Here is a 25884-nt window from a genome sequence, read left to right as displayed (position 1 = left end):
GTCATGAGGTTGGTGACACCCGGGTGATGGGTGGGGTTCCGATGCCGGTGTGGATTCGTTCAGTGTTGTAGTGCTCGAGCCAGGGTGCAAGGGCGGCTTGGCGGTGGTTGCTGCTGGTGAAGACCTGCCGGTAGGCCCATTCGGTTTGCAGGGTCCGGTTGAAGCGTTCGGCTTTGCCGTTGGTCCAAGGGCAGTGGGGCTTGATGAAGCGCTGGACTGCTCCAAGATCTGTGACGGCCTGACGGAACGCTGTGGAGTTGCGGTAAGCGAAGGCGTTGTCGGTGATGACGCGTTCGATCCGGCGGATGCCGTGGCCTGCGAAGTAGCCCGCGGCGCGGGTGAGGAACCCGGCGGCGGTGGCGCCCTTTTCGTCGGGGAGGACCTCGGCGTAGCCGATGCGGGTGTGGTCGTCGATCGCGACGTGGACGTAGTCGTACCCGATCCCGCGTCCCTTGACCTGCTCCGAGCGGCCGTGGGCGCGCCAGCCGCCGCCGTCCGGGATGCGTCCGAGTTTCTTGACGTCCAGGTGGACGAGTTCCCCGGGCCGTGCCCGCTCGTACCGATTGTTCGTGGTCCGGGCGGCGCGGATTGGGGCACCGGTCAGCGGGTCGCAGTCCGCGAGCCGCGGGACCCCGTGCCTGCGCAGGATCCGGCCCACGGTCCGTGCCGGAACCCCGGTGGCCGCGGCGACCCGCAGCGGCCCGAACCTCAAGAACCGTCGGGCGTCCAGGACGGCCTGTTCGCGTTCGGGACTCGTGCGGGTGGGTGTTGTCCCGGGCCGGCTCGAGCGGTCCGGCAGCCCGGCCGCGCCCTCGGCCCGGAAGCGTCTGACCCACCGGTAGGCGGTCTGCCGGGACACGCCCAGCTCCGCAACGATGTGAGCGACCGGGCGGCCGGCGGCCACACGGTCAACAATCAGGAGTCTTCCATGAACTGTCAGACGTGCATTAACGTGGGACACGAGGACCTCCGAGCGCAAAGTGTGTGAACTAGACAGCTCCACTTAGCCCGGAGGTCCTCCTCGTTTTCAAGCCCTACGTGTCAACAACGTCCCGGCCCAGTACATCTAGCGCAGGCCGGTCTTGCGGTGCAGGGCCAAGTGGATCAGCTCGTCAATCAGGTCGGCGTAGCCCAGCCCTGAGGCCTTCCACATCTGCGGGTACATGCTCTTGGGCGTAAACCCGGGCATGGTGTTGATCTCGTTGATGATCAGTTCGCCGTCAGGGGTGTAGAAGAAGTCAACCCGGCTCAGTCCCTCGCCGCCGACGGCGTCGAAGGCGACGGCGGCCAGTTCCCGGACGCGGGTGATCGCTTCTTCGGGGAGGTCGGCCGGGCAGCTGAGGGCCGCGGCGTCGTCCACATATTTGGCGTTGAAGTCATAGAACTCGTGCCCGCCGCCCGCGACGGAGATCTCGCCCGGCATCGATGTCCGGGGAGCATCGGTCCCCCGGCCCTCCAGCACGGCGCATTCGATCTCGCGGCCCGTGATGCCGGCCTCGATAACCAGCTTCGGGTCGTGCTCGCGGGCGATCTCAATGGCGGCGTCGAGGCCATCGAGGGAATCCACCTTGGAGATGCCCATGGAAGACCCTGCCCGGGCGGGCTTGACGAAGACCGGGAAGCCGAGCTGATCCACGCGCTTGCGGACGGTCTCGGGATCGTTGCGCCACTGCCGGTCGGTCACGGCGATGTAGGGTCCCACGTGGAGCCCGGCCGATTCAAAGACCACCTTCATGAAGTGTTTGTCCATGCCAACGGCGGACGCGAGCACGCCCGCGCCCACGTATCGGGTGTCGGACAGTTCCAGGAGGCCCTGGATGGTTCCGTCTTCGCCGAAGGGACCGTGCAGCAGCGGGAAGACGACGTCGACGGTGCCGAGCTCCTGCGGAACAGTATTCGGGGCTGCGACGATCAGCTGGTGCTCGCCGCCGATCTCGGCCAGGGTCACGGTCTGCGCCGAGGGTGCCACCTCGGGCAACGACGAGGCGGAGAGCGACCACTCGTCGGTCCCGCCGGAGGCCAAAACCCACTGGCCGGTCTTGGCGATCCCGATCGGGATGACGTCGTACTTGTCCTTGTCGATGGCGCCCAGCACGCCGGCAGCTGTCACGCAGCTGACGGCGTGCTCGCTGGAGCGGCCGCCGAACAGCACCGCCACGCGGGGCTTGGGCTGGCCCGTACGGCCTTCTGTGGTCATGTTGTTCTCTGACACTCTCAGTGATCGCCTTCGGGTTTCAGGTCCCGGGACAGCAGCAGCGGCCCCAGTTCGTCTACGGACAGTTTTCCGGCAAGGACCGCGACGACGGCGGCCGTGATCGGCATATCGACGCCGAGCTTTCCGGCAAGTTCGTGGACCGCCTGGCTGGACTTGATGCCTTCGGCCGTTTGCTTCATTTCGGCGGTGACCTGCTCGAGGGTCAGCCCCTTGCCCAGCAGCCTGCCGGCCGTGTGGTTTCGGGACAGGGGTGAGGAACAGGTGGCTACCAGGTCACCCAGTCCGGCAAGCCCTGCCATGGTCCGGGCTTCGCCGCCCAGGGCGAGTGTCAGCCGGGAGGTCTCCGCCAGGCCGCGGGTGATGACCGAGGCCTTGGTGTTGTCGCCCATCTGCTTGCCTTCACAGATGCCGACGGCCAGGGCAATGATGTTCTTGACGATCCCGCCGATTTCGACGCCGATCACGTCGCTCGTGGTGTACGGGCGGAAATAGGGCGCGGTGCAGCTGCGCGCGATCCAGCCTGCGGTGACCGGTTCCGTGCAGGCCACGACGGATGCCGTTGGCTCTTCCCGGGCGATCTCCATGGCCAGGTTGGGGCCGGATACCACGGCAACCCGGTCCGCGGGCAGGTCCAGCTCCGTGCAGATGACCTCGCTCATGCGGGCGTCGGTGTGGAGCTCGAGGCCCTTCATCAGGGACACCACGACGGCTCCAGGCGCCAGATGCTCCTTCCAGGCCTTCAGTTGCGGCCGCAGGGTTTGTGCCGGCACGGCCAGAATGACCAGCTCCGCGCCCGCCAGGACCTCGGAAACGTCCTTCGACGCCGTGATGCTGGACGGCAGCGTGATGCCCTTCAGATACTGCTCGTTGCGGTGCATGGTATTGATCTGGTCCACGACTTCGGGCCGCCGGCCCCAGAGGCGGATGGTTCGTTCGACCCCGGAGGCCGTGGCGGCGTCGGCAACGACCTTGGCGAAGGTCGTGCCCCAGGAGCCTGCCCCCAGGACGGCCACGGTAGTGGCGGACCCGGATCCGCGGCTGACCGACGTCGCAATATCCGCCGTCACGCTGTGACGTCCGGGTCTATACGGCCGTGCGTGGGCTGGTTGTGCGCTGCTGGGTCCCACCGCTGGGCGGGCGGTTGTTCTCCGCGCAGTCCTGCCAGGAGGCCGGTGATGGCGTCCATGATGGCATTCGTGGCTGCGGCGAGCGTCGCCTTGTCCAGCGGGCGGCCCTCAAAGGCGCTCAGGTCCACGGGATCCCCGACCACCAGGCGGGAGGTCTTGCGGGGGAAAATATAGAAACGCTTCGCATACCGCGGGAAGACCTCTTGGGCACCCCAGTGGGCGATGGGCACCACGGGAATGCCGCTCTCCAGCGCCATGCGCGCGGCACCGGTGTGCCCCTTCATCGGCCAGAGTGCCGGGTCCCGGGTCAGGGTTCCCTCCGGGTAGATGATGATCGCCCCGCCTTCGTTCACGATCTCTTTGGCGAGTTGCAGCGAACGGTTCGCCCCCGTCGTCGAACGTTCCACCGGGATCTGTTTGGTGGAACGCAGGACAGCGCCCAGCACCGGAACCTTGAAGAGGCCGGCCTTGGCAAGGAAGTGCGGCATCCGTTTCTGGTTGTAGAGCATGTGCCCCACCACCAGCGGGTCGATCTCAGTGCAGTGGTTGGGCGCGGCGATGAAGCCCCCGGCGGGGAGCTTTTCGAGGCCTTCCCACTTCTTTCCCATGAGGAGGTTCATCACGGGACGGATGATCCCGGCGACTGTCACGAACGTGACGTGGCTCTTGGCCGATTCCTTCACAGGTCCCCCGCTACTTGACCGAGGTGATGTCGAAATCGGCGCCGAGGCCGGCGAGCTTCTCGGTGAAGCGCTCGTAGCCGCGGTTAATGATGTCGATTCCCGTGACGCGGGAGGTGCCGGTGGCGGCCAGGGCGGCAATGAGGTGGCTGAATCCGCCGCGCAGGTCCGGAACGTCGATGTCGGTGCCCTTGAGCTGCGTCGGACCGGAGATGACGGCGGAGTGCAGGAAGTTGCGCTGGCCGAAGCGGCACGGCACGCTGCCGAGGCACTCGCGGTGGACCTGGATATTGGCGCCCATGCGGATCAGTGCATCGGTGAAGCCGAACCTGTTCTCATACACGGTCTCGTGGACGATCGAAACGCCCTCGGCCTGGGTCAGGGCGACGATGAGCGGCTGCTGCCAGTCCGTCATGAAACCGGGGTGCACATCTGTTTCGAGGACCAGGGGGTTGAGCTTGCCGCCGCGGTGGTAGAAGCGGATGCCGTCGTCGCCGATGTCCATGCCGCCGCCGACCTTGCGGTACGTGTTCAGGAAGGTCATCATGTCGCGCTGCGTGGCGCCTTCGACAAAGATGTCTCCGCGGGTGACCAAGGCCGCGGAAGCCCAGGAGGCGGACTCGTTGCGGTCCGAGAGGGCGCGGTGGTTGTAGCCGCCGAGGTCCCGGACCCCTTCGATGCGGATGGTGCGGTCAGTCTGGACGCTGATGATGGCGCCCATCTTCTGCAGCACCGCGATGAGGTCCACGATTTCCGGCTCGGTGGCTGCCCCGGAAAGTTCGGTGATGCCTTCGGCGCGCGTGGCGCTCAGCAGGACCTGCTCGGTGGCGCCCACGGACGGGTAGGGCAGCGCAATCTTGGCGCCCTTGAGCCCGTTGGGCGCGGAGATGTGGATGCCGCCGGGGCGCTTTTCCACGACGGCGCCGAACTGGCGCAGGACATTGAGGTGGTAGTCGATCGGACGGTCACCGATCTTGCAGCCACCCAGGTCCGGAATGAAGGCCTCGCCGATGGCGTGGATCAGCGGCCCGCACAGCAGGATCGGGATGCGCGAATCGCCGGCGTGGGCGTCGATCGCCGTGCTGGAGGCGGTCTTGGCACCCTTCGGGTCAAGCGTCAGATCACCGGTGACGGGGTCCTTATCAACCCTGACGCCATGGAGTTGGAGCAGGCTAGTGACAACCTCGACGTCCTTGATTTCCGGGACGTTGCGCAACACCGATGGTTCATTGCCCAGAAGGGCGGCCACCATGGCTTTGGGGACAAGATTCTTAGCCCCGCGAACGGTGACGCGGCCAGTTAGCGGGACGCCTCCGCGGATTGTCAGAACACTACTCATATACCGGTTTCCTCACGACTACTCGCCCCCAAATCCTTACAAAGGCTCCAGCTAAGCATAGGAGTATCCGTTACCGATCCGAAATACAGAGCGGTTCCAGCGGCCTCACAGTGGCTCCGGCTACACGGATACGGCACCCTATTGTTGGCGCAGGTGTCGCTGCACAATCTCATTGTCCTCGGCGTGGCAGAAAGGCGCGGGAGGCGTGCCGGAGCCTTCGGTGTGGGTGGCGCCCGCTACAATCACGAGGTCCGCCGCTCGCGGACCCATTCACTGCGGCCAACGGGCCGCACAAGCCTTGGGGACCGTTGGTGATCACCAACCTGAAATCAAGAAATACCGTTCTGACCCTTTGTCTGACGATCTTCACAATGCTTTCTCTTGCAATGGCGCCTGCCGCCAGCGCTGCCTCGGATATGACCGGGCCTGTCCTGGTCAGCTCCACCGTCACACCCAAGTCCCTGAACATCGCCACCGGACCGGCCACCGTCAAAGTCGCCGTCCGGCTGACCGACCGGACCGCGGTCGACACCCCCTTCCTGGTCATCAGCCACGACGCCACCGGACAGAGCCAGGGCTTCGGCGCCATGACCCTGGTCTCCGGCACCACCCGCGACGGCACCTGGCAGCAGTCCGTGACCATCCCCAAAGGCTCCGCCACCGGGGCCTGGACCGTAAAACTCTTCCCCCTGACCGACACCCGCGGAAACCGATCCACCGGCTTCCAGCATCTCGCCACCCTCAACGTCACGGCATCTCTGCCCACTCTTTCAGCAATACCCGCCCCCACGGTGTCGGGAACAGCCAAGGTCGGCGGCAGCCTCACCGCCGTCCCGGGAACCTGGTCACCGGCGCCGGTGGCACTCACCTACCACTGGTATCGATCAGGTGTCGCCACCACCGGAGCCACCTCACCGACCTACAAGCTCACGGCCAGCGACGTCGGAAAGTCGATCACAGTCCGAGTAACTGGCCGGAAGACCGGATACGCAACCGCCTCCAAGACGTCCGCACCGACAGCCGCCATCATTCGCTAACGAATTGGCCGCCGCCGGCAGTTGGCACCCGGGGCGGAACCCTGCGGCCATTATTGTCAGGGGTCCCTGAAACACTGGGTTCATGGACGGCAATCAGGGGCCCGAAGTGGTTCCGGCGGGACACGGCGACGGCGGCCTCGGCCGCGCCCGATCCTTTGCCGCCGCGGCCGGCCTGCTGGGCGCCGGACCGGCCCCCGTGGACACGGCCGTCTCGGACGTGGCGGGCCTGCTGGCTGCCGTCGGCCCGGGCACGGACAGTGCCGGGATCATTGACCGGATCCGGGAACTGGAAGACCTGAAGTCCGCCGCGTCCGCGGAACAGGCCCGGCTTGCCGTGGCCTTCGACCTGCTCCAGCGCCGCGAACAGGCCGCCGCCGGAATTCCCGTGGAGAAGTTGGGCGCCGGGATCGGCGCTCAGCTCGCCCTCGCCCGGCGCGAATCCCCCGCCCGGGGCGGCCGGCTCCTGGGCCTGGCCAAAGCCCTCGTGACCGAAATGCCCCACACCCTCGCCGCGCTGCAGGCCGGGCAGCTCAACGAATGGCGCGCCACCCTTTTGGTGCGCGAAACCGCGTGCCTGACCGCCGCGGACCGGGCCGCCGTCGACGCCGAACTCGCCGCCGACGCCGGGACGTTCGCCGGGGCCGGTGACCGGTCCCTGGTCGCCGCGGCCCGGGCCGCCGCTTGCCGGCGTGATCCGCGCTCCGTGACCCAGCGCGCCGCGCACGCCGTATCCGAACGGCACGTCAGCCTCCGACCGGCCCCCGACACCATGTGCCACCTGACCGCCCTGCTGCCCGTGGCCGCCGGCGTCGCCGTCTACAAGGCGCTGAGCGGGCACGCCGACACCCTCCACGCGGCCGGGGACCCGAGGGGCCGCGGGCAGCTGATGGCCGATGCCCTGGTCGACCGCACCACCGGCACCGCCGGCGGGATCAGCGGCGTCGAAATCCAGGTCATCATGACCGACCGCACCCTGTTCCAGGCCGACTCCGAACCGGCCCGGCTCCCCGGCTACGGCACCGTCCCCGCCGGCTGGGCCCGCACCCTCATCAACCCGGCGCCGGGCAGGGCACACGGCGGCGACGGCGGGAGTCCCCCGGGGCGCGGTGGTCCCCCTCACCCGGGCGGCAGCGCCGGAAGAGCCGATGGCCGCGCGTTCCGGCTCTGGCTCCGCCGGCTCTACACCCACCCCGGCACCGGAGAGCTCATCGCCATGGACTCCCGCGCCCGGATCTTCCCGCCCGGCTTGCGCCGCTTCATCCAAACCAGGGACGACACCTGCCGCACCCCCTACTGCGACGCACCGATCCGCCACCTGGACCACATCATTCCCTGGCACACCGGCGGCCCGACCACCACAGACAACGCCGCCGGCCTCTGCGAAGCCTGCAACCACACCAAAGAAACCCCCGGCTGGAAAGCACGCCCCGCACCCGGTTTACGGCACACCATCGAACTCAGCACCCCCACCGGCCACACCTACCACTCCACCGCACCACCCCTGCCGGGGACACCGCTTCGCCCATCAGCCACAGATCAGCCAGGGCCCCGCCAGCTTCACCTGATCCGGGTTCGGGCGAAGGCCCTCAAGAGCCGCAAACGCGTTGCCGTCGCGGCGGCCTGAGCGCGGTGAGTGCCGAACAAAACACGAGCACCACACAAACACGAGTGCCGCCGTCGAGTCTTTCAACTCGACGACGGCACGTCATTGCCAGGCGCATCGCTGGGCCCTTGCTCGCCACCCCGGAGCCCCCGGCCCATGCCCCAGAAGTCTCAGGTCTGGAACATTACGACAACCGGGCAGGCAGCGTCTTGGGCTTGAAGGAGGGCCGGGTGGCCTCGTACGCGGTGATATCGGGTTCGTGCTTCAGGGTCAGCCCGATGTCGTCCAGGCCCTCGAGGAGGCGCCACCGTGTGTAGTCGTCAATCTCGAACGGCGCCACAATGTTGCCGCACTGCACGGTCTTGGACACGAGGTCCACCGTCACCTCGGTGCCCGGGGCGTTTTCGAGTTCTTTCCAAATGAGCTCGATATCGTCCTGGGCAACTTCCGCGGCGAGCAGGCCCTGCTTGCCGGAGTTGCCCCGGAAGATGTCGGCAAAGCGGGAGGACAGGACCGTCTTGAAGCCGAAGTCCTTCAGCGCCCAGACGGCGTGCTCGCGGGAGGAACCCGTGCCGAAGTCGGGGCCGGCCACCAGAACGGATCCTGCGTTGAACGGTGCCTGGTTCAGGATGAAGGACGGGTCCTTGCGCCACGCGGCGAAGAGGGCGTCCTCGAAGCCGGTACGCGTGATGCGCTTGAGGTACACGGCGGGGATGATCTGATCCGTGTCGACGTTGCTCTGGCGCAACGGGACACCGATTCCGGTGTGACTGGTGAACTTTTCCATGGCGGATCCTTCGGGACTGTGTGGATCGAGGCTGTGTGGATCGAGGCTGTGTGGATCGAGGCTTCGGATCTGGGCGGGGAAGTCGGTGACTACGCGGCGGAAACTACGCGGCGTCGACTCGGACCGCCGCGGACTCCGGAGCAGGGTCCAGATCCGACGGCGAACTCAGGGTGCCGCGGACCGCCGTCGCCGCAGCGACAACCGGCGAGACGAGGTGGGTGCGGCCACCCTTGCCCTGGCGCCCCTCGAAGTTGCGGTTGGACGTGGAGGCGCAGCGCTCCCCCACCTCCAGCTGGTCCGGGTTCATGCCCAGGCACATGGAGCAACCGGCAAAACGCCATTCGGCACCAAAGTCCTTGAAGACCTTGTCCAGGCCCTCGGCTTCAGCCTCGAGCCGGACGCGGGCGGAGCCGGGCACCACCAGCATCCGCACGGCCGGGTCCTTGGTACGGCCCCGGATGATGTCGGCGGCGGCCCGGAGGTCCTCCATCCGGGAGTTCGTGCAGGAGCCCAGGAACACCGTGTCCACCCGGATGTCCTTCATCGGGGTGCCCGCCTCGAGGCCCATGTACTGCAGGGCGCGTTCGGCGGCGGCTTTGGCGTTTTCATCGCCGAAGTCATCCGGCGAGGGCACCTTTGCGGACAGGGACACGCCCTGGCCCGGGTTGGTTCCCCACGTCACGAACGGTTCCAGGGTGTCGGCGTCGAGGTCCACCTCGACGTCGAACGCTGCGTCGTCGTCGGTGTGCAGCGTATTCCAGTATTCGACGGCGGCATCCCAGTCGGCGCCCTCGGGCGCATGCGGGCGGCCGTGCATGTAGTCGTACGTGGTCTGGTCCGGAGCCACCAGCCCGGCACGGGCGCCGGCCTCGATGGACATGTTGCAGATGGTCATCCGGGCTTCCATGGACAGCGCACGGATGGCGGAGCCGCGGTATTCCAGCACGTAGCCCTGCCCGCCGCCGGTGCCGATCTTGGCGATGACGGCCAGGATGATGTCCTTGGCGCTCACGCCGGGGCGCAGCGTGCCCTCAACGTTGATGGCCATGGTCTTGAACGGCTTCAGGGACAGCGTCTGGGTGGCCATGACGTGCTCCACTTCGGAGGTGCCTATGCCCATGGCGAGCGCCCCGAAGGCGCCGTGGGTTGAGGTGTGCGAGTCGCCGCAGACCACGGTCATGCCGGGCTGCGTGAGGCCCAGCTGGGGGCCCACCACGTGCACGATTCCCTGCTCGGCGTCGCCGAGGGAGTGCAGGCGGACGCCGAACTCCTGGCAGTTGTTGCGCAGGGTCTGGATCTGGGTCCGGCTGGTGAGATCGGCAATTGGCTTGTCGATATCCAGCGTGGGAGTGTTGTGGTCCTCGGTGGCCATGGTGAGGTCCGGCCGGCGCAGCTTGCGGCCGGCGAGCCGCAGGCCTTCAAAGGCCTGCGGCGACGTCACCTCGTGCACCAGGTGGAGGTCAATGAAGAGGAGATCCGGCTGGGCGTTGGCTCCTTCGCCGTCCCCCTTGCGCACAACGTGCGCGTCCCAGACTTTCTCGGCCAGTGTCTTTGCCACGGCCTGCTCCCTTCACTGCGGTAAGTATTGTGCGTTCCGACGGACTATCTCTTCCACTGAACCAGCACAGCCAAGTAATACGCCAGCGCGTTGACTTGCATCTCAGATAATGAGACGTCAATATCATTACATGGACAATTCTAGTGGAGTCGGTGTCATCGATAAAGCGGCCCATGTGCTTGACGCACTTGAGGCCGGCCCCACCACCCTGGCGCAGCTGGTGGCGGCCACGGGACTGGCCCGGCCCACCGTGCACCGGCTGGCTCTCGCGCTGGTGCACCACAGGCTCGTGAGCCGCGATATCCAGGGCCGCTTCGTGCTCGGGAGCCGTCTTGTGGAACTGGCCTCCGCCGCCGGCGAGGACCGCCTCATCGCCTCCGCCGGCCCCGTGCTCATGCAGCTGCGCGACGCCACCGGCGAAAGCGCCCAGATCTTCCGCCGCCAGGGTGACTGGCGCGTCTGCGTGGCCTCCGCCGAACGCCCGATCGGGCTGCGCGACACCATCCCCGTCGGCACCCAGCTGTCCATGAAGGCCGGCTCCGCCGCCCAGGTGCTGCTGGCCTGGGAGGACCACGACCGCCTCCTGGAAGGCCTCCAGTCCGCCCGCTTCACCCCCACCGTCCTGGCGGGAGTACGACGCCGGGGCTGGGGCCAGAGCCTCGGCGAACGCGAGCCCGGTGTCGCCTCCGTTTCCGCCCCCGTCCGCGGGCCGTCCGGCCGCGTGATTGCCGCGGTGTCCATCTCCGGCCCGATTGAGCGCCTGACCCGCCAGCCGGGGCGGCTGCACGCCGAAGTGGTCTGCAATGCCGGCCGTGTCCTGACAGAAGCCCTGCGCAAGACCAACGACTAAGTATGCTGTGCCCATGAACAGCTATGCAGTCTTCCTGCGGGGCATCAACGTGGGCGGCATCAATATCAAGATGGCCGATCTCAAGAACGCCCTGAAGTCGCGGCCGTTTTCGGGCGTCCTGACCCTGCTGGCCAGCGGGAATGTCGTGCTGGCCAGCGAGCTGGATCCCGCCGGCGTGAAGCAGGAATTTGAGACGTGCCTGAGGGAATCTTTCGGCTACGACGCCTGGGTGGTGGTGCTGACCGCGGACCGCGTGGCAACGCTGGTCGACGCGTGCCCCTACCCGGCCGACGACGCCTCCACCCATACGTACCTGACGCTCGCCTCTGACGAGGCGGTGCTCTCGGAGCTCTTCGAGTCAGGCAGTGCCTTGGACGGGGCCGAGCTTACCCGGCTGGGCCCGGAAGCCCTGGCCTGGCTCGCCCCCGCCGGCGGCACCCTGGACAGCCCTTTCAGCAAGCTCTCCTCGAAGGCGAAGTACAAGGCTGCCACCACCACGCGCAACCTCCGCACCATGATCAAGGTCCGCGACGCCGCGGCCGGGATTTAGGCGGGCTCTCGCCGGGCGGCCCCGCACGGATGGCTCACTGCCGCCCCGCGGCGGCCTTCAGCGCAGCGGTGAATGTCGCCAGGCGGCCGACCTCACGTTCCACGGGCGCCACGACAAGTGCCTCCGAGACGGCGGCGACGGCGGCGGTCAGGCGCTTCCGTGCCACGGCACTCCGTGACGCCGCCGCGGCTCCGGAAATGAACCGCGCCCCAATCGCCAGGACGATGCCCAGCAGCACTCCCCCGGCGATCATCACCGTAGGAACCGGCCAGCCCTGGACCCGCGGGACCTCCGGCACTGGCAGTTGCAGGTAGCCGAGCGCAGCCAGGACTCCCAGCCACGCGAACCCGGCCAGGGCCGTCACCAGGGCGAGCCACTGAACCGCATTGAACACACCCCACCACCAGGACTTCCTGCCAGCGGACAGGTCTGTGGAGGCAATCGCCTGGTCCAGGGCGTCCGGCAGCCGGCCGCTTCCTTCCCGCGCGGCGCCGCGGATGGCCGCCCGCCACGGCCCGGGGGCACCGGCGGACGCCGCATCAGCGAATTCCCTGACGGCGGCATCGGCCCGCGCCTGCTCCGGCGCCCCCGCAGGAGGCAGCGACGTCCGGTTCAGCTCAGGCTTGGCGCCCTCGCTGCGCAAGTTCAGACGCCGCAGCGGATCCGGCCGGAACCTGGCCAGCCAGCGGGTCACCGGCCAGCCCGTGCGCCGGGTTGCTTCCAGCCGGTAGGACCGGGCTACGGCGTCGACCACCAGCGGCACATTGGCGGCCACGGCCAACTCCCCCGCCAGCCGGGCCTTGGACGCGGCGGTCGTGCCGGCCGCCGTCGTGCCGGCCGCCGTCCCCCGCCCAGCGGGCTTCATGCCACCCGTGGACAAGCCGGACGCCTCGGCCAGCCGGGCGGCGGCGTGCGTGACATCTGCCGCAAGTCGCTGTGACATCGCCTGCCGCTGCATCGCCACCTCACGGATCGCGGCCCGCACCTTGTCCACCCCCGTTCCCAGCACCGCGGAAGCCCCGAGGACCTGCACTTTGCCCAGCCCGTCACGCGCCAGGATAGCTGTGAGGGATTCCAGGACCGGCCGGACCTCGTGGTCCGGGAGCCTGTCGATCTGGTTGAGCACAACGATCGTCACGGCCCCGTGCGAGGACAGCGGCGCCAGGAAGTCGTTGTGCACGGCGGCGTCGGCGTATTTCTGCGGATCGAGGACCCAGACGAGGACGTCCACGAGCCCCACCATCCGCTGCACAATCTCCCGGTTGGCGGCCCTGGTCGAGTCAAAGTCCGGCAGGTCCAGAAGGATCAGCCCGGTGTCGTCGTCGGCGAACCCCTTGATGGGCGCCGCAGCGTGGCGCTTGTGGACCTCCAGCCAATCCAGCAGCGGATCGCTGCCCTGGACGCCCCAAATGCCAGCCAGCGGCTCGGTGGTGGTCGGCCGGCGCACGGCCGCCGTCGCGACCTCCTCGCCGCTTACGGCATTGAAGAGCGATGACTTGCCGCTGCCGGTGGCACCAAAAAACCCAACCACCGTGTGGTCTCCGGACAGCGACCGCCGCGAACTCGCGCGGTCGAGCACCTGCAGGACACCGGCCAAGGTCTGCTCCGGGAGGACTCCGGACGCAAGCTCCCTGGCGCTGTCGAGCGCTTCCAGCCTGCGATCGAGCTGGGACGCCTCGCGGGCGGCGCCATGACGGCTCATGACGTGGCCGCCAGCCGGCGCAGTGCTGCCGCATGTCCTGCAATCGCTGACGGCGGCACGCCGCCGTCGACCTCCAGCAGGGTCAAGAACCGCTGGCACTCCGCGGCCAGGAGGCCCTGGCACCGCAGATGCAGGTTTTCGCGCGCGGTCCGGGCGAGCCGGCGGACGGCGTCCTCCCCGAATACTGCCTCCAGGAGGCGCTGCCCCACGACGGCGGTGCCGCCGGCGACTCCGATCTCAAGCCCGGTCAGGCCCGCGGTCATGGAGAACACGACGATCATCAGTGCAGCGCCGAGGCCGTTGATGCCGAAGGACAACCAGCGGGCCTGGGTGCGCTTGCCCTGGCCTTCGGTGCGGATGAGTTCCATCAGGCTCCCCTGCCAAGCCCGGATCTCGGCCGCCACAGCGTCCGCGAAGCCCTCGGACGCACCGGAAAGATCGCCGGTGCCCAGCAACTGCCTGCCGGCAGGGTCTGAACGCCACCGCTGGTCGGTGTGCTCCGCGGCCTTGGCGGCTTGATCGACAATGACGGCCTGCAGTCCCGTTTCGATCGCGGTTTCCACCCTGACCGCGGGCGCCGGTTCACCCCGGACGAACGCGCCCACGCGGTCCCGGAAGCGCCCGATGTTCTGTTCCATGGCGCGGAAGAACTCCCCGGTCCCGACGAAGTCCTGCCAGCGCGCCAGCACTTCGCCGCGCAGCAGTGCGCCGTCGCGGGTGGCCTCAAGGATCCTGGCCACGGCGTCGTCATAGGCATTGCGGGCGTCGGCTGCGAGAACATCGGCTGCGTGCTGCTGTTCGGACAGCGCCTGCTCCGCCGCGTCGACGCGGTGGGCGAGTGCGAGGAGGGTGCCGTTGAGGGTGCGCCGGGCAATTCCGGCCCGTCCGGCGGCGTCCCCCGCCAGCTTCCCGAGCCAAACGCGCAGTGGCTCGACGGCCTCTGCCGGAAGCATCCCTGCGGCATCCAGCGACAGTTCCGGCACCACGAACAGTTGGGCTGCACCCAGGCCTTCCCGGCTGAGCATGGCCTGCAGATCCGCGCTAATTTCCGCTTCCGCCGCTGGCGGCACCCGGTCCAGGACCACTGCCACCATGATGTCGCGGGAGGCCGCATCCAGGAGTAGGCGCCAAGGCACGGCGTCGGCGTAGCGGTTGGCGGTGGTGACAAACACCCAGAGGTCGGCGGCGGCAAGTAACTGTCCGGCCAGCTGGCGGTTGTTCTCGGAAATGGAGTCGACGTCGGGCGCGTCCACCAGGGCGATTCCGGGCGGGACCGCGGAGTCGGAGACCAGGACCAGGGAGGTCACCGGGCCGGAATCCAACGCCGGATCAGCTGGGGCCGGCGCCGTGCCATCCACGAGGGCACCCCGGATGCGGCCCAGGGCCGGCAGCACCCGCTGGCCCTCAAACCAGGCGGCGTCGGCGGGATGGTGCAGCAGGATGGGCTGGCGGGTTGTGGGGCGGATCGCACCGGCCCGAGTGACGGGGTGGCCCACCAACGCGTTGACCAGGGTGGATTTCCCCGCCCCGGTGGAACCGCCCACCACGGCCAGCAGTGGCGCATCGAGGCTGCGGTACCGGGGCAGGATGTAGTCATCAAGTTGAGCCACGGCACTCCGGAGCTCCAGGCGCGTGTGGTCCGTCCCGGGCAGCGCGAGCGGCAGCCGGATGGCCGCCAGGTCCTGCCGCACTGCTTCAAGGAGGGCCACGCCGGTTGCGGCCTCGGGGCCGGTTTCATGGGAGCTCACAGCATCATCATGCCAGTTCAGGACGGGGTTACTGCGGGCACCGCTCCGCGGGACCAAGGCGCCATGCATCGGGAGTCGGCGCCCCCGGCCAGCCGCCGCCTATCGACGGCGGCCGGCAGCCCAGCAATTCCGGGAAACGAAAAACGGCCCCGGGCTGATGCCCGGGACCGTTTCCATTGTGACCCCAGCGGGATTCGAACCCGCGTTACCGCCGTGAGAGGGCAGCGTACTAGGCCGCTATACGATGGGGCCGCGTACTTCCTGAACAGCATTTGTGCCATTCAAGCCAAATGATTGTTTCATACATTTGGCCGCCGTTTCAAATCGAACCAGCCGATTCAAAACTTCCGAATTTCAGCGGAAACCCGCGGAACTTCAGAGCTGGGATACCAGGACTCGAACCTAGAATGACGGTACCAGAAACCGTAGTGTTGCCAATTACACCATATCCCAAAGGCACTTTCGCTCCGGATGTTTGGGCCTAAACCCTCGCTCCCGGCGCCTCAGCACGAGTAATTACTTTACCCGAGACTTTTCACTTACACAAATCGGCTGTCGGGAGGTGTCGCGTGCCCCGGCGAAAGTTCCATATGTGGCCGTACGAGGACGGTTCGCCCCGGAAACCGCAGCGAATCCGGCACCTGCCCGTCACATTTATTGGGTCCCGAGTGCCGGGGGCATGGTCGCTGGACCCGGTATGACTTTCCTGCCCTGTCACTGATGATCCGGGCGTGTTGTCGCCGGGTCCGGAGGCACTTGTTGACCGATGATAGGGACAAGGCCGGCCCAGCGGGTCCAGGTCCCTTCGTAACGTGGGTGCCGGCAGCGTGTGTCGTGACTGCGGCCATATAGGGGTGCAAAGGAGCGCCGGCATGGACCAGGGATTCGACGTCTACTGCGGACTCGATGTCGGCAAAAGCGAACACCATGCCACCGCGCTGAACCGCGCCGGCGAACGCCTGTTTGATAAACCGCTCCCCCAGGATGAAGCCCGGCTGCGGGAGCTCTTCACGACGCTGCAGCAGCACGGGAAGGTGCTGATGGTCGTGGACCAGCCGAACACCATCGGCGCCTTGCCCGTGGCCGTGGACCGGGACAGCGAGGTCCTCTCCGCGCTGAAGGTACTCGCCGGGGTCAATGCCGACCTGACCCACGAATGCACCCGTGCCATCAACCGGCTGCGGTCCCTGCTGCTGCAGATCTTCCCGGCCCTGGAACGCGCCTTTCCCGGCACCGTCTTTACCCGTCCCCTCGTCCTGGACCTGCTGGTCAAATACGCCGGCCCGACCGGGCTGCGCGCCGCAGGACAGTCGAACGTGCTGCGCTGGGCCCCGCAACCACAGCCGCAAAGACCCGGGGGTCCTCATCGACGCCCATCTTCACCGCGCTCGGAGAGCAGACCGTGACCGTCACCGGAACCAGAGCCGTCGAACTCGTCATCCCCGCGTTGCCGCCCAGATCAAGGAAGTCAAACACCAACGCACCATCGTCGCCGCCGAAGTCGAAAAGCTCCTCGATGACTTCCCTCTTTCCACGGTCTTGATGTCCATGCCGGGAGTCGGCATCAAGACCGCCGCGACGGTACTCCTGACCATCGGCGACGCGAGCAGTTTCCGCACCTCCGGCCATCTCGCCGCCTACGCCGGCATCGCACCCGTCACCCGCCGCTCCGGCACCTCCCTCCGCGGCGAATTCCCTGCCCGCTCCGGCAACAAACAACTCAAGAACGCGCTCTTCCGATCCGGCCTGGATCCCCCCTGCCACGACCCGGCGTCCAAGGCCTACTACGACCGGGAACGCACCCAAGGCACGAAACACAACGCCGCCGTCATCTGCCTCGCCCGGCGCCGCTGCGACGTCATCTTCGCCATGCTCAAAACGGAACCCTCTACCAGGAAAAGACTCCCCAAGCCGCTTGACCAAAGCACAGGGACACCCCCGGACCGGCACGCGTACAGTCTCCAGCCAACCCCTCCGCTGGTCCTCTGCCTGAAGGTCTGGATTACCTTGCGGTGTTAGTTGCACGACACAAAGGACCGCTTGGGCATTAGCGGTGGTCCGCTTGCAGATGCAATACAGCTCGGCCGGGCAGGCACAGAGAAGTCGCGCCGGACGGTCGGCGGCCAGCCCTATCGGGCGATTTAGGATATTCCGGCCGACGTCTTCGAAACGGACGTGTAGCCCGCCTTGAAGCCCGTGACCTTCACCGTGATCGTTCGTCCCGCGTCACTGGTACGGGCCGTGTACGTGGCACCGGTGGCTCCGACAATCGCGACGTGCGAGCGGTACCACTGATACTTCAGCGTGACAGTGCCAGGTCCCCACACTCCCGTCACGGCCATGAGCGTGGACCCCACCATCACGGTGCCCCGAATCGAGGGCACCGGAGCGGTGAGGATGCCTTTAGCGACCAGGCTTGTGCCGGCCGACGTCTTTAAAGCAGACGTGTAGCCCGTTTGGGAGCCTGTGACCTTTACCGTAATGGTTTGCCCGACATCACTCGCGCCGGGACTGTAGGTTGCACCGGTGGCTCCAACGATCGCGACCTGCGACCGGTACCACTGATAGGCCAGCGTGACAGTTCCAGGACCCCACACGCCCGTCACCGCTGCGAGCTTGGACCCAACCTGCGCGGTGCCCTGAATCAAGGGAACGGAAGTGTCCAGTGTGCCCTTAGAGACCTGGCCTGTGCCCAACGAAGTCTTCGAAGCCGACGTGTAGCCCGCCTGGGAGCCTGTGACCTTTACCGTAATCGTTTGCCCGACATCACTCGCGCCGGGACTGTAGGTTGCACCGGTGGCTCCAACGATCGCGACCTGCGACCGGTACCACTGATAGGCCAGCGTGACAGTTCCAGGACCCCAAACGCCCGTCACCGCTGCGAGCTTGGACCCAACCTGCGCGGTGCCCTGAATCAAGGGAACGGAAGTGTCCAGTGTGCCCTTAGAGACCTGGCCTGTGCCCAACGAAGTCTTCGACAGGGACGTGTAGCCCGCCTGGGAGCCGGTGACCGTCACCGAGATCGTGCCACCCACATCGGCGGCCCGGGGACTGTACATGGCGCTGGTGGCACCGACGATCGCGACGTGCGACCGGTACCACTGATAAGCCAGCGTGACAGTTCCCGGACCCCATACACCCGGCACCGCCGTAAGCGTGGACCCCACCTGCGCGGTGCCCTGAATCAATGGAACCGAGGGTGTGAGGGYTCCGTTGGCGATCAGGCTTGTGCCGGCCGAAGTCTTCGACAGGGACGTGTAGCCCGGCTGGGAGCCTGTGACTTTCACCGTAATCGTTCGGCCCGCATCAGCTGCCTCGGGAGTGTAGGTGGCGCCGGTGGCACCTGTAATTGCGATCTGTGACCGGTACCACTGATAAGCCAGCGTGACAGTTCCCGGACCCCACGTGCCAGGTACCGCAGTGAGTGTGGACCCCACCTKCGCGGTGCCCTGAATCAATGGAACCGAGGGTGTGAGGGTTCCGTTGGCGATCAGGCTTGTGCCGGCCGAAGTCTTCGAYAKGGACGTGTAGCCCGGCTGGGAGCCTGTGACTTTCACCGTAATCGTTCGGCCCGCATCAGCAGCCACGGGAGTGTAGATGGCACTCGTTGCACCTGTAATTGCGACCTGCGACCGGTACCACTGATAAGCCAGGGCGACCTTTCCAGGACCCCACACACCGGGAACCGCAGTGAGCGCGGACCCAACCTGCGCGGTGCCCAGAATGACGGGAACCGCGGGCGTGAGGGTGCCGTTGGCGACCGCGCTCGTGTCGGCAGAAGTCCTCGAAACAGATGTGTAGCCCGCCTTGGAGCCGGTCACCGTCACCGAGATCGTTCCACCCAGATCAGCAACTCCAGGAGCGTACGTGGGGCCGGCGGCTCCGCTGATCGCGACGTCCGAGCGATACCACTGATAAGCCAGCGAAACATCCTCGGGTTTCCAACCCCCCGGCACCGCGGTCAGTATCGACCCCACTTTCGCCGCCCCGCTGATCGCAACCTCTCCGGCGCTGACTGGAATCACGCTAATGTGCGACGCCTGCCAGAAAGCGGAAAGGTACGTTTCCCCCAGATACTCCACCCCGACCCTGGAGAAATGAGTCGTGTCGTTCGCATATACTCCGCCGACCATGGAGGGCGCGAATCCTGTGTAGGGAACACGGGCGGGAGTGTCCTGGTGGCTCGTGTCCACGTTAATCCGACCCGGTGACGCCGCGATTCCCTCCGGTGACATGCGCCCGACCACGAACGGTAGTTCCGGCACAGCGAGCGATGTCCGGAAGAAGGCGATCAGCTGATCCAGTTTTGCGCTGTATGCCACCGTGGACATCCCCGAGTTGTTTTCGCCCTGGTGCCACAGGATGCCTTTGAGCTCAACAATGTAGCCGGCCGCCCTCGCCGCCGCGATTCCCTCGAGAGCCTGATTGACGGCCAAGGTGGGAAGATCGAACTCCGGAGCAGAGGCCGCGCCGAGAGTCCAGGTGAGTGTGGCCGGGGCATAAGTGAATCCGGTCTGGCCGTGCGCGGCGGGAATGATGAGCACCCCGACATTGTCGGGCTGGGTTTTCAGGTAATTCCGGGCCATGGCGGTAGCGGGCGAGAGCCCAGTGGCCGTGTCATGCATGTCCAATGGGACCGTCGCGGCCCGCAAAGTGCGCTCCTTTGCGCCGTACTGGAAGATCCGCGGATCCGGCGCGTCCGGCGGGCCACCTACTGGAAGCCCACGGCCGGACATATTCGACTGGCCTGCCGCCAGGAAGACGTGTAAGACCTTGACGGACTTCAGTGCTTGCGCGGGCGCGACACCTGCCAGCATCAGTCCGACCACCGCAAGGCCGATCACGAACCCTCGAAGATTTTTGGCGATAACCTTAAACACGGATCCCCCATCCGTTGTTGGGCGTGCCCGCCCGTCCCGCTATTGACTTAATCATATTTAAAGTCCCTGGCATACTACATTGTGTGGACAATTTCTGGAAACGCAGCGGCTTTTCCCCAAGGAACCGTGCCGCACAGCCAAGGGCACCGTTCCCGGCGCCGGGTCCCGCACATGGCATCTAGGCCAACTGCGCCAGCAGGTCCAGCAGGGAGCCCACCTCGCGGCCCAGGAAGCCCCGGGCCGGTTCCCCGCCGCGGTTCAGCCAGACGCCGAGGAGGCCGGCCGCCGTCGAGCCTTCCGCGTCGAGCAGCCGGTTGTCCCCGACGTACAGCGTTTGGCCGGGGCCGGTACCGATCCGCCGGACACCCTCGAGGTAGATGGCCGGGTCCGGCTTTGCGGCGCCGACGGTGTCGGTGCCGACCAGAACGGTAATCCGTGCCAGCCCGGCCGCGTCCAGCTTCACGCGCTGGTAGTCGTGGACGTTGTTGCTCACGGCCCCGTAGGGAATGCCGGCGGCGTCCAGGGCGTCCAGCAGGGGTCCGACGTCGTCAAACGCCCGGATGTAGCCGTGTTGGCGGCTCGCGTAGGAGCTCACCCAGTGATGGGCCTGTTCGCCGTCGGCAAGTTCGACGCCGAAGTACCCCAGTGCCGCCCGGCCGCGGAGCAGGCGCTGTTCATTGAAGCTGATCTCGCCGGCCAGGTAGCGGTCGTAGAAGTGGGTGGTCTCGCGGGTGAAGATCCGCCCGAACCTCTCCCACCCGGCCTCGTCCAGGCCGGGCAGGAGGTGCTCGCTGACGTCGCGGAGGGCCGTCGTCATGGCGAATTCGAGGTCCACGAGGGTGTCGTCAATGTCGAACAGAACCCCCTGGACTGCGCCGCCGCCAAGGCCTGCCGCCAGCATGTCAGCCGCGGAAGGCGCGCAGGCGGGCCAGGGATGAATCCTTGCCCAGGATGACCATGGACTCGAACAGCGGCGGGGAGATCCGCCGGCCCGAGACGGCCGTGCGGACCGGGCCGAAGGCCAGGCGCGGCTTGACGCCGAGGCCTTCCACGAGGGCTTCCTTCAGGGCGGCCTGGATGTTCTCGGCCGTCCAGTCGGCAACGGGCTCGAGGGCGGCCAGGGCGGCGTCGAGCACCTCGGTGAGGTTCTCCGGCAGGCCCTTGCGGGCGTCGTCGGCGACGTCGATGGCGTCGTCGGCCTTGAACAGGAACGCGATCATTTCTGGGGCCTCGCCCAGCAGCGAGATGCGTTCCTGGATCAGCGGTGCGGCCTCGGACAGGATCTCCTCCTCGCGCTTCGTGAGGCTCTCCCCGACGAAGCCGGCGGCCTGCAGGTAGGGCACCAGGCGGCCGCGGAAGTCCTCAGCGCCGAGCATGCGGATGTGGGTGCCGTTGATGGCTTCGGCCTTCTTGATGTCGAAGCGCGCCGGGTTGGCCAGCACGTCATTGACGTCGAAGTGCTCGATCAGCTGGTCCACGGTGAAAATGTCCTCGTCGGCGGAGAGGCTCCAGCCGAGCAGGGACAGGTAGTTCAGCAGGCCTTCGGGGATGAAGCCGCGGTCCCGGAGCAGGAACAGGTTGGACTGGGGGTCGCGCTTGGAGAGCTTCTTGTTGCCCTCGCCCATGACGTACGGCAGGTGGCCGAAGACCGGCATGTAGCTGGCGACGCCGACGTCCATCAGCGCCTGGATCAGCACCACCTGGCGGGGCGTGGAGGAAAGCAGGTCCTCGCCGCGGAGCACGTGGGTGATGCCCATGAGAGCGTCGTCCACCGGGTTGACCAGCGTGTAGAGCGGGGAACCGTCGGCGCGGACAATGACGTAGTCCGGGATGCTGCCGGCTTTAAAGGTGATCTCGCCGCGGACCATGTCCGTGAACGTGACGTCCTCGTCGGGCATCCGGACGCGCAGCACGGGCTGGCGGCCCTCGGCCTTGAACGCGGCGAGCTGGTCCTCGGAGAGTTCGCGGTCGAAGTTGTCGTAGCCGAGCTTGGGGTCGCGGCCGGCGGCGCGGTGGCGGGCCTCGACTTCCTCCGGCGAGGAGTAGCACTCGTAGGCGTAGCCGGCGTCGATCAGCTTGGCCACGACGTCCTTATAGAGGTCCAGCCGCTGTGACTGGCGGTAGGGCTCGTGCGGGCCGCCGACTTCCACGCCCTCTTCCCAGGTGATGCCGAGCCATTTGAGGGCCTCGAGCAGCTGCTGATAGCTCTCCTCCGAGTCGCGGGCCGCGTCCGTGTCCTCGATCCGGAACACAAAGGTGCCCTTCGTGTGCCGGGCGTGGGCCCAGTTGAACAGGGCGGTGCGGATCAGGCCGACGTGCGGGGTGCCCGTGGGTGACGGGCAGAACCGGACACGGACCGGGGTGTCAGCGGTGACTTCACCGGTGGAGGCAGCAAGGGCGGAGCTGGAAACGGCGTCGGCCGCGGAAGCAGTAGTCATAGTGGTACCAACATTACCAATCTCTCCCAGCGCCACCCGCCCGGAATTCCGCCACCAAGACAGACAGCCGCACCGTGGATCTGAACTAGTCCAGATCCACGGTGCGGCTGTCCGAAAAAGGCGCGGGTTCTTCCCGGCGGAAGGTTCTAGCGGCGGACCACCGGGTTGGAGAGCCGTCCGATGCCCTCGATCTCGACCTCATAGCGGTCGCCTGCCTGCACGGCGCCGACGCCGGCCGGGGTACCGGTCATGATGACGTCGCCGGGCAGCAGGGTGAAGGCCTGCGAGACGATGGAGACGAGCTCCCGGACGCCGCGGATCATCTGGTTCGTGCTGCCGTCCTGGCGCAGTTCGCCATTGAGCCGGCCCTGGATCTGCAGGTCCTCGGTGTCGAGCTCAGTCTCGATCCACGGCCCGAGCGGGGCCGAGGTGTCGAAGCCCTTGGCCCGGGCCCACTGCAGGTCCGTCTTCTGGACGTCGCGGGCGGTGAGGTCGTTGCCGCAGGTGTAGCCGAAGATCACGTCATCCACCCGGTCCTCGGGCACGTCCTTGCAGATCCGGCCAATGACGACGCACAGCTCGGCCTCGAAGGAGACGTCCTCGGAGAACTCCGGAAGGACAATGGGATCGTTGGGCCCGATCACGGACGTGTTGGGTTTGAGGAACAGCAGGGGCTGCGCCGGGACCTCGTTGCCGAGTTCCCGGGCGTGCTCGGCGAAGTTGCGGCCAACGCCGATCACCTTGCTGCGCGGGATGATCGGAGCCAGCAGGCGGACGTCCTCCAGCTTGTGCTTCATGGGGGTTCGTTCCACGCCGTGGAAGAAGGGGTCGCCCTTGATGACAGTGACTTCCTCACTGCCGGGCTCACCTTCCACGATGCCGTAGAGGGGATCAGAATCGACTACAAACCGGGCGATACGCATGGTTCCCAGCCTACCGTCCGCGAAGATACTCCAGCTGCGCGGCGACCGAGAGTTCGGCCGCGGGCCGCACCGCGGGGTCGACTGCGGCGTAAACAGCTTCCGCCACTTCCTCCACGCCGGCTCCGGCCCCGAGCTGCGTGAGGGCGGCGCGAATCTGCGCGAGGCGGTCCTGCCGGTGGTCACGGTAGGCACGCACGATGCTGTCGAGCGCCGGCAGCATCGGGCCGTGGGCGGGCAGGACGGTGGCCGGGCCCAGGCGTTCCAGCCGGTCCAAGGAGTCGAGGTAGTCCCCCAGCTTGCCGTCGGGGTAGTCCAGGACGGTGGTGCCGACGCCCAGGATTGTGTCGCCGGTGAGGACTGCGCCGTGGGCGCCGTCGGCCGGCAGATGGAAGCAGACCGAGTCGGAGGTGTGGCCCGGCGTCGCGAGCACCCGGATTTCCACCCCGGCGGCGTGCACCACTTCGCCCTCCCGGAGCGGTTCTCCCCCGTGGCAATGCGCGGGGTCCGCGGCTCGGACGGGAGCACCCGTGAGTTCGGCGAAACGGGCCGCGGCGGCGGTGTGGTCGGCATGGCGGTGCGTAATAAGGATCAGTTCAACGGCGCCGTACTGGGTCAGTTCCCGCAGGTGCTCCTCGTCGAGCGGTCCGGGGTCCACCACGACGACCCCGTTCGAGCCGGGGGCCGCCACCACGTAGGAGTTGGTGCCGTGCAGGCTCATAGGGCCGGGGTTCGGGGCAAGGCGGAACCTGGTCAACTCCGTGCTTCGGACCAGGGCGCGGGCATCGTCAGGGATCACCCTTCCATCTTCCCACCGGCGGCGCTCAAAGGAGCAGCAGGACCACAATCACCGCGGGCAGCAGCGCCTCCGCGATGGCGCTGGCCCAGAGCCGACGCTCGGATAGGACCAGGATGATGCCAAGTAGCACGTGGCCCACGGCGGTGAACAGCAGGAGCGCGCGCCCGGCCGCGGCCTCCGCCGAAGTCAGCATAACGGCGCCGGCGATCGCGCCAACACCCCAGATCATGTTGTAGAAACCCAGGTTGAAGGTCCACATCCTCACGGCCGCGACGTCTTCGGGTTTGATCAGGAAGAGGCGGTGGAAGCGCTGGTCGCGGTAGAAAAAGGACTCGAGGATCCCGACGGCAAGCAGGACCACCCCGAAGACGACACCCAATACCTGTATCGGTCCAGTCATGGGCCCAGTGTGGCCCCGGCGGTGCTGCGGGAACAGGGGCTTCCGGACCGTGACGCGCCCGGACGCCGACGGCGGCCCTCGCCGGAAGGTGGGGACCGCCGTCGTGCGCTATGACATGCTGTGGCTAAGCCAGACGGGTTAGCCAGCCGTGGGTGTCCTCCACGGTGCCGGTCTGGATCCCGAGCAGCTGGGCGCGGATGGCCAGGGTGGTCTCCCCCGCCTTGGCGTCCTCGGAGCCGATGAACTCGGTGGCGTCCTTGAGCACGCCGATGGGGGTGATGACCGCGGCGGTGCCGCAGGCGAAGACCTCGGCAATTTCTCCGGAGGCAACACCGTCGCGCCACTCATCCAGGGTGATCTTGCGTTCGGTGACTTCCCGGCCCATGTCCCGGGCCACCTGGATCACGGACATCCGGGTGATCCCCTCCAGGATGGTGCCGGAGAGCGCGGGGGTGACGAGCGAACCGTCCTTCATGACGAAGAAGACGTTCATGCCGCCGAGTTCCTCGACGGCGTTGTCGTTGAACTGGTCCAGGAAGAGGACCTGCTTGCAGCCGTTGGCCTCGGCCTCCTGCTGGGCGATCAGCGAGGCGGCGTAGTTGCCGCCGCACTTGGCGGCGCCTGTTCCGCCGCGGCCGGCGCGGGCGTATTCGCGCGAGATCCAGATGGAGACGGGCTTGAGTTCGCCGCCGAAGTAGTTGCCGGCCGGGGAGGCGATCACGCGGAAGGAGACCTCGCGCGCTGCCCGCACGCCCAGGAACGCCTCGGTGGCGATCATGAAGGGCCGCAGGTACAGGGCTTCGCCGTCGCCGGCGGGGACCCAGTCCTTGTCTGCCGCGACGAGTTCGCGGATGGCGCCGAGGAAGTATTCTTCCGGGAGTTCGGGCAGGGCCAGGCGCCGCGCGGACTTGTTCAGCCGGGCGGCGTTGGCCTCGGGCCGGAACGTCCAGACCGAGCCGTCGGCGTGGCGGTAGGCCTTGAGGCCCTCGAAGATCTCCTGGCCGTAGTGCAGCACTGCGGCGGACGGGTCAAGGGAAATCGGGCCGTAGGGCTCAACCCGCGCGTCGTGCCAGCCGCCGTTGCCGGCGGCGTCGACGCTGTAGTCCACAATCGCGGTGTGGTCGGTGAAATAGTCGCCGAACCCCGGGTTTGCCAGGATGGCGGCACGCTCTTCAGCAGACTTCGGGGTCTCCGACAGGTGCTGGGTGAATTCGACGCCATGGGCAGTCTGAGTCATGGTTCCTCCACGAT

20 protein-coding genes, 2 tRNA genes and 1 pseudogene are annotated in these 25884 nt (G+C 67.1%); 5 read left to right on the top strand and 18 right to left on the bottom strand.

Annotated elements, in window-relative coordinates; translation table 11 throughout:
* Position 1: 1 nt before the first annotated feature.
* From AC1DXI_RS06800 to murA, 5 genes are all read right to left on the bottom strand, one after another.
* Positions 2–961 carry an IS481 family transposase gene (locus tag AC1DXI_RS06800; RefSeq protein WP_476937980.1) on the bottom strand — a complete coding sequence of 320 codons (960 nt, stop codon included), beginning with the start codon at positions 959–961 and terminating at the stop codon, positions 2–4.
* A 105-nt stretch (positions 962–1066) separates the two neighbouring features.
* Complete coding sequence (locus tag AC1DXI_RS06795) at positions 1067–2197, bottom strand: D-alanine--D-alanine ligase family protein (protein ID WP_476937979.1); 1131 nt, start codon at positions 2195–2197, stop codon at positions 1067–1069.
* A gap of 17 nt (positions 2198–2214) precedes the next feature.
* A complete protein-coding gene (locus AC1DXI_RS06790; RefSeq protein ID WP_476937978.1) occupies positions 2215–3282 on the bottom strand; it encodes an NAD(P)H-dependent glycerol-3-phosphate dehydrogenase in 1068 nt (355 codons plus the stop codon).
* Entirely contained in the window at positions 3279–4025 is a 747-nt protein-coding gene (locus AC1DXI_RS06785) for a lysophospholipid acyltransferase family protein (RefSeq protein ID WP_476937977.1), read from the bottom strand. Before AC1DXI_RS06785 ends, AC1DXI_RS06790 begins: the two co-directional genes overlap by 4 nt.
* A gap of 10 nt (positions 4026–4035) precedes the next feature.
* The gene (murA, locus tag AC1DXI_RS06780; RefSeq protein WP_476937976.1) at positions 4036–5361 is read right to left on the bottom strand and encodes a UDP-N-acetylglucosamine 1-carboxyvinyltransferase; all 1326 of its coding nucleotides are present in this window, start codon (positions 5359–5361) and stop codon (positions 4036–4038) included.
* Between the two features lie 371 nt (positions 5362–5732).
* Between murA and AC1DXI_RS06775 the strand changes: the two genes are divergently transcribed.
* Positions 5733–6398, top strand: coding sequence for a hypothetical protein (locus AC1DXI_RS06775; RefSeq protein WP_476937975.1), 666 nt, complete (start codon positions 5733–5735; stop codon positions 6396–6398).
* 82 nt (positions 6399–6480) lie between these two features.
* Positions 6481–8022, top strand: a complete 1542-nt coding sequence (locus AC1DXI_RS06770; protein ID WP_476937974.1) for an HNH endonuclease — start codon at positions 6481–6483, stop codon at positions 8020–8022.
* Between the two features lie 163 nt (positions 8023–8185).
* Here AC1DXI_RS06770 and leuD read toward each other — a convergent pair whose 3' ends face one another.
* Together leuD and leuC are read right to left on the bottom strand one after the other, a co-directional pair.
* Positions 8186–8788 carry a 3-isopropylmalate dehydratase small subunit gene (leuD, locus tag AC1DXI_RS06765; RefSeq protein WP_476937973.1) on the bottom strand — a complete coding sequence of 201 codons (603 nt, stop codon included), beginning with the start codon at positions 8786–8788 and terminating at the stop codon, positions 8186–8188.
* Positions 8789–8891: 103 nt separating this feature from the next.
* The gene (leuC, locus tag AC1DXI_RS06760) at positions 8892–10346 is read right to left on the bottom strand and encodes a 3-isopropylmalate dehydratase large subunit (protein WP_476937972.1); all 1455 of its coding nucleotides are present in this window, start codon (positions 10344–10346) and stop codon (positions 8892–8894) included.
* 130 nt (positions 10347–10476) lie between these two features.
* Between leuC and AC1DXI_RS06755 the strand changes: the two genes are divergently transcribed.
* Positions 10477–11196: an IclR family transcriptional regulator gene (locus AC1DXI_RS06755; RefSeq protein WP_026266447.1), complete on the top strand. Its 720-nt coding sequence runs from the start codon at positions 10477–10479 to the stop codon at positions 11194–11196.
* Between the two features lie 13 nt (positions 11197–11209).
* Positions 11210–11746, top strand: a complete 537-nt coding sequence (locus AC1DXI_RS06750) for a DUF1697 domain-containing protein (protein WP_476937971.1) — start codon at positions 11210–11212, stop codon at positions 11744–11746.
* Between the two features lie 34 nt (positions 11747–11780).
* Here the strand turns inward: AC1DXI_RS06750 and AC1DXI_RS06745 are convergent, their stop codons facing one another.
* From AC1DXI_RS06745 to AC1DXI_RS06730, 4 genes are all read right to left on the bottom strand, one after another.
* Entirely contained in the window at positions 11781–13448 is a 1668-nt protein-coding gene (locus AC1DXI_RS06745) for a GTPase (RefSeq protein WP_476937970.1), read from the bottom strand.
* Positions 13445–15217 carry a dynamin family protein gene (locus AC1DXI_RS06740; protein WP_476938116.1) on the bottom strand — a complete coding sequence of 591 codons (1773 nt, stop codon included), beginning with the start codon at positions 15215–15217 and terminating at the stop codon, positions 13445–13447. The genes AC1DXI_RS06745 and AC1DXI_RS06740 overlap by 4 nt, the downstream gene beginning before the upstream one ends.
* Before the next feature lie 158 nt (positions 15218–15375).
* A tRNA-Glu gene (locus AC1DXI_RS06735) sits at positions 15376–15448 on the bottom strand.
* 129 nt (positions 15449–15577) lie between these two features.
* Positions 15578–15649: transfer RNA gene (locus tag AC1DXI_RS06730), tRNA-Gln, on the bottom strand.
* Between the two features lie 419 nt (positions 15650–16068).
* On the opposite strand from AC1DXI_RS06730, the pseudogene AC1DXI_RS06725 reads away from it, so the two are divergent.
* A pseudogene (locus AC1DXI_RS06725) lies at positions 16069–17115 on the top strand (IS110 family transposase).
* 222 nt (positions 17116–17337) lie between these two features.
* Here AC1DXI_RS06725 and AC1DXI_RS06720 read toward each other — a convergent pair.
* From AC1DXI_RS06720 to AC1DXI_RS06690, 7 genes are all read right to left on the bottom strand, one after another.
* A complete protein-coding gene (locus AC1DXI_RS06720; protein WP_476937969.1) occupies positions 17338–20076 on the bottom strand; it encodes a sialate O-acetylesterase in 2739 nt (912 codons plus the stop codon).
* 178 nt (positions 20077–20254) lie between these two features.
* Positions 20255–20977: an HAD family hydrolase gene (locus AC1DXI_RS06715; protein ID WP_476937968.1), complete on the bottom strand. Its 723-nt coding sequence runs from the start codon at positions 20975–20977 to the stop codon at positions 20255–20257.
* Position 20978: 1 nt separating this feature from the next.
* A complete protein-coding gene (gene gltX / locus AC1DXI_RS06710) occupies positions 20979–22514 on the bottom strand; it encodes a glutamate--tRNA ligase (RefSeq protein ID WP_476937967.1) in 1536 nt (511 codons plus the stop codon).
* Between the two features lie 146 nt (positions 22515–22660).
* Positions 22661–23437 carry a fumarylacetoacetate hydrolase family protein gene (locus AC1DXI_RS06705; RefSeq protein WP_026538927.1) on the bottom strand — a complete coding sequence of 259 codons (777 nt, stop codon included), beginning with the start codon at positions 23435–23437 and terminating at the stop codon, positions 22661–22663.
* Positions 23438–23447: 10 nt separating this feature from the next.
* A complete protein-coding gene (locus AC1DXI_RS06700; RefSeq protein ID WP_476937966.1) occupies positions 23448–24233 on the bottom strand; it encodes an MBL fold metallo-hydrolase in 786 nt (261 codons plus the stop codon).
* Between the two features lie 25 nt (positions 24234–24258).
* Positions 24259–24633 (bottom strand): DUF1304 family protein, encoded by a 375-nt coding sequence (locus tag AC1DXI_RS06695; protein ID WP_476937965.1) that lies wholly within the window; start codon positions 24631–24633, stop codon positions 24259–24261.
* Positions 24634–24757: 124 nt separating this feature from the next.
* Complete coding sequence (locus AC1DXI_RS06690; protein ID WP_026538929.1) at positions 24758–25870, bottom strand: branched-chain amino acid aminotransferase; 1113 nt, start codon at positions 25868–25870, stop codon at positions 24758–24760.
* Positions 25871–25884 lie beyond the last annotated feature (14 nt).

The organism is Arthrobacter sp. P1_H7 (assembly GCF_056405215.1).
Note: the sequence above shows the minus strand (reverse complement) of the source record. Positions and strands in the feature narration are given on the sequence as shown.

Coding starts and splice junctions, on each gene's coding strand:
- AC1DXI_RS06795 (WP_476937979.1), bottom strand. CDS start 2,197: ATGACCACAGAAGGCCGTACGGGCCAGCCCAAGCCCCGCGTGGCGGTG.
- murA (WP_476937976.1), bottom strand. CDS start 5,361: ATGAGTAGTGTTCTGACAATCCGCGGAGGCGTCCCGCTAACTGGCCGC.
- AC1DXI_RS06775 (WP_476937975.1), top strand. CDS start 5,733: ATGCTTTCTCTTGCAATGGCGCCTGCCGCCAGCGCTGCCTCGGATATG.
- AC1DXI_RS06770 (WP_476937974.1), top strand. CDS start 6,481: ATGGACGGCAATCAGGGGCCCGAAGTGGTTCCGGCGGGACACGGCGAC.
- leuD (WP_476937973.1), bottom strand. CDS start 8,788: ATGGAAAAGTTCACCAGTCACACCGGAATCGGTGTCCCGTTGCGCCAG.
- AC1DXI_RS06755 (WP_026266447.1), top strand. CDS start 10,477: ATGGACAATTCTAGTGGAGTCGGTGTCATCGATAAAGCGGCCCATGTG.
- AC1DXI_RS06750 (WP_476937971.1), top strand. CDS start 11,210: ATGAACAGCTATGCAGTCTTCCTGCGGGGCATCAACGTGGGCGGCATC.
- AC1DXI_RS06745 (WP_476937970.1), bottom strand. CDS start 13,448: ATGAGCCGTCATGGCGCCGCCCGCGAGGCGTCCCAGCTCGATCGCAGG.
- AC1DXI_RS06715 (WP_476937968.1), bottom strand. CDS start 20,977: ATGCTGGCGGCAGGCCTTGGCGGCGGCGCAGTCCAGGGGGTTCTGTTC.
- gltX (WP_476937967.1), bottom strand. CDS start 22,514: ATGACTACTGCTTCCGCGGCCGACGCCGTTTCCAGCTCCGCCCTTGCT.
- AC1DXI_RS06705 (WP_026538927.1), bottom strand. CDS start 23,437: ATGCGTATCGCCCGGTTTGTAGTCGATTCTGATCCCCTCTACGGCATC.
- AC1DXI_RS06695 (WP_476937965.1), bottom strand. CDS start 24,633: ATGACTGGACCGATACAGGTATTGGGTGTCGTCTTCGGGGTGGTCCTG.
- AC1DXI_RS06690 (WP_026538929.1), bottom strand. CDS start 25,870: ATGACTCAGACTGCCCATGGCGTCGAATTCACCCAGCACCTGTCGGAG.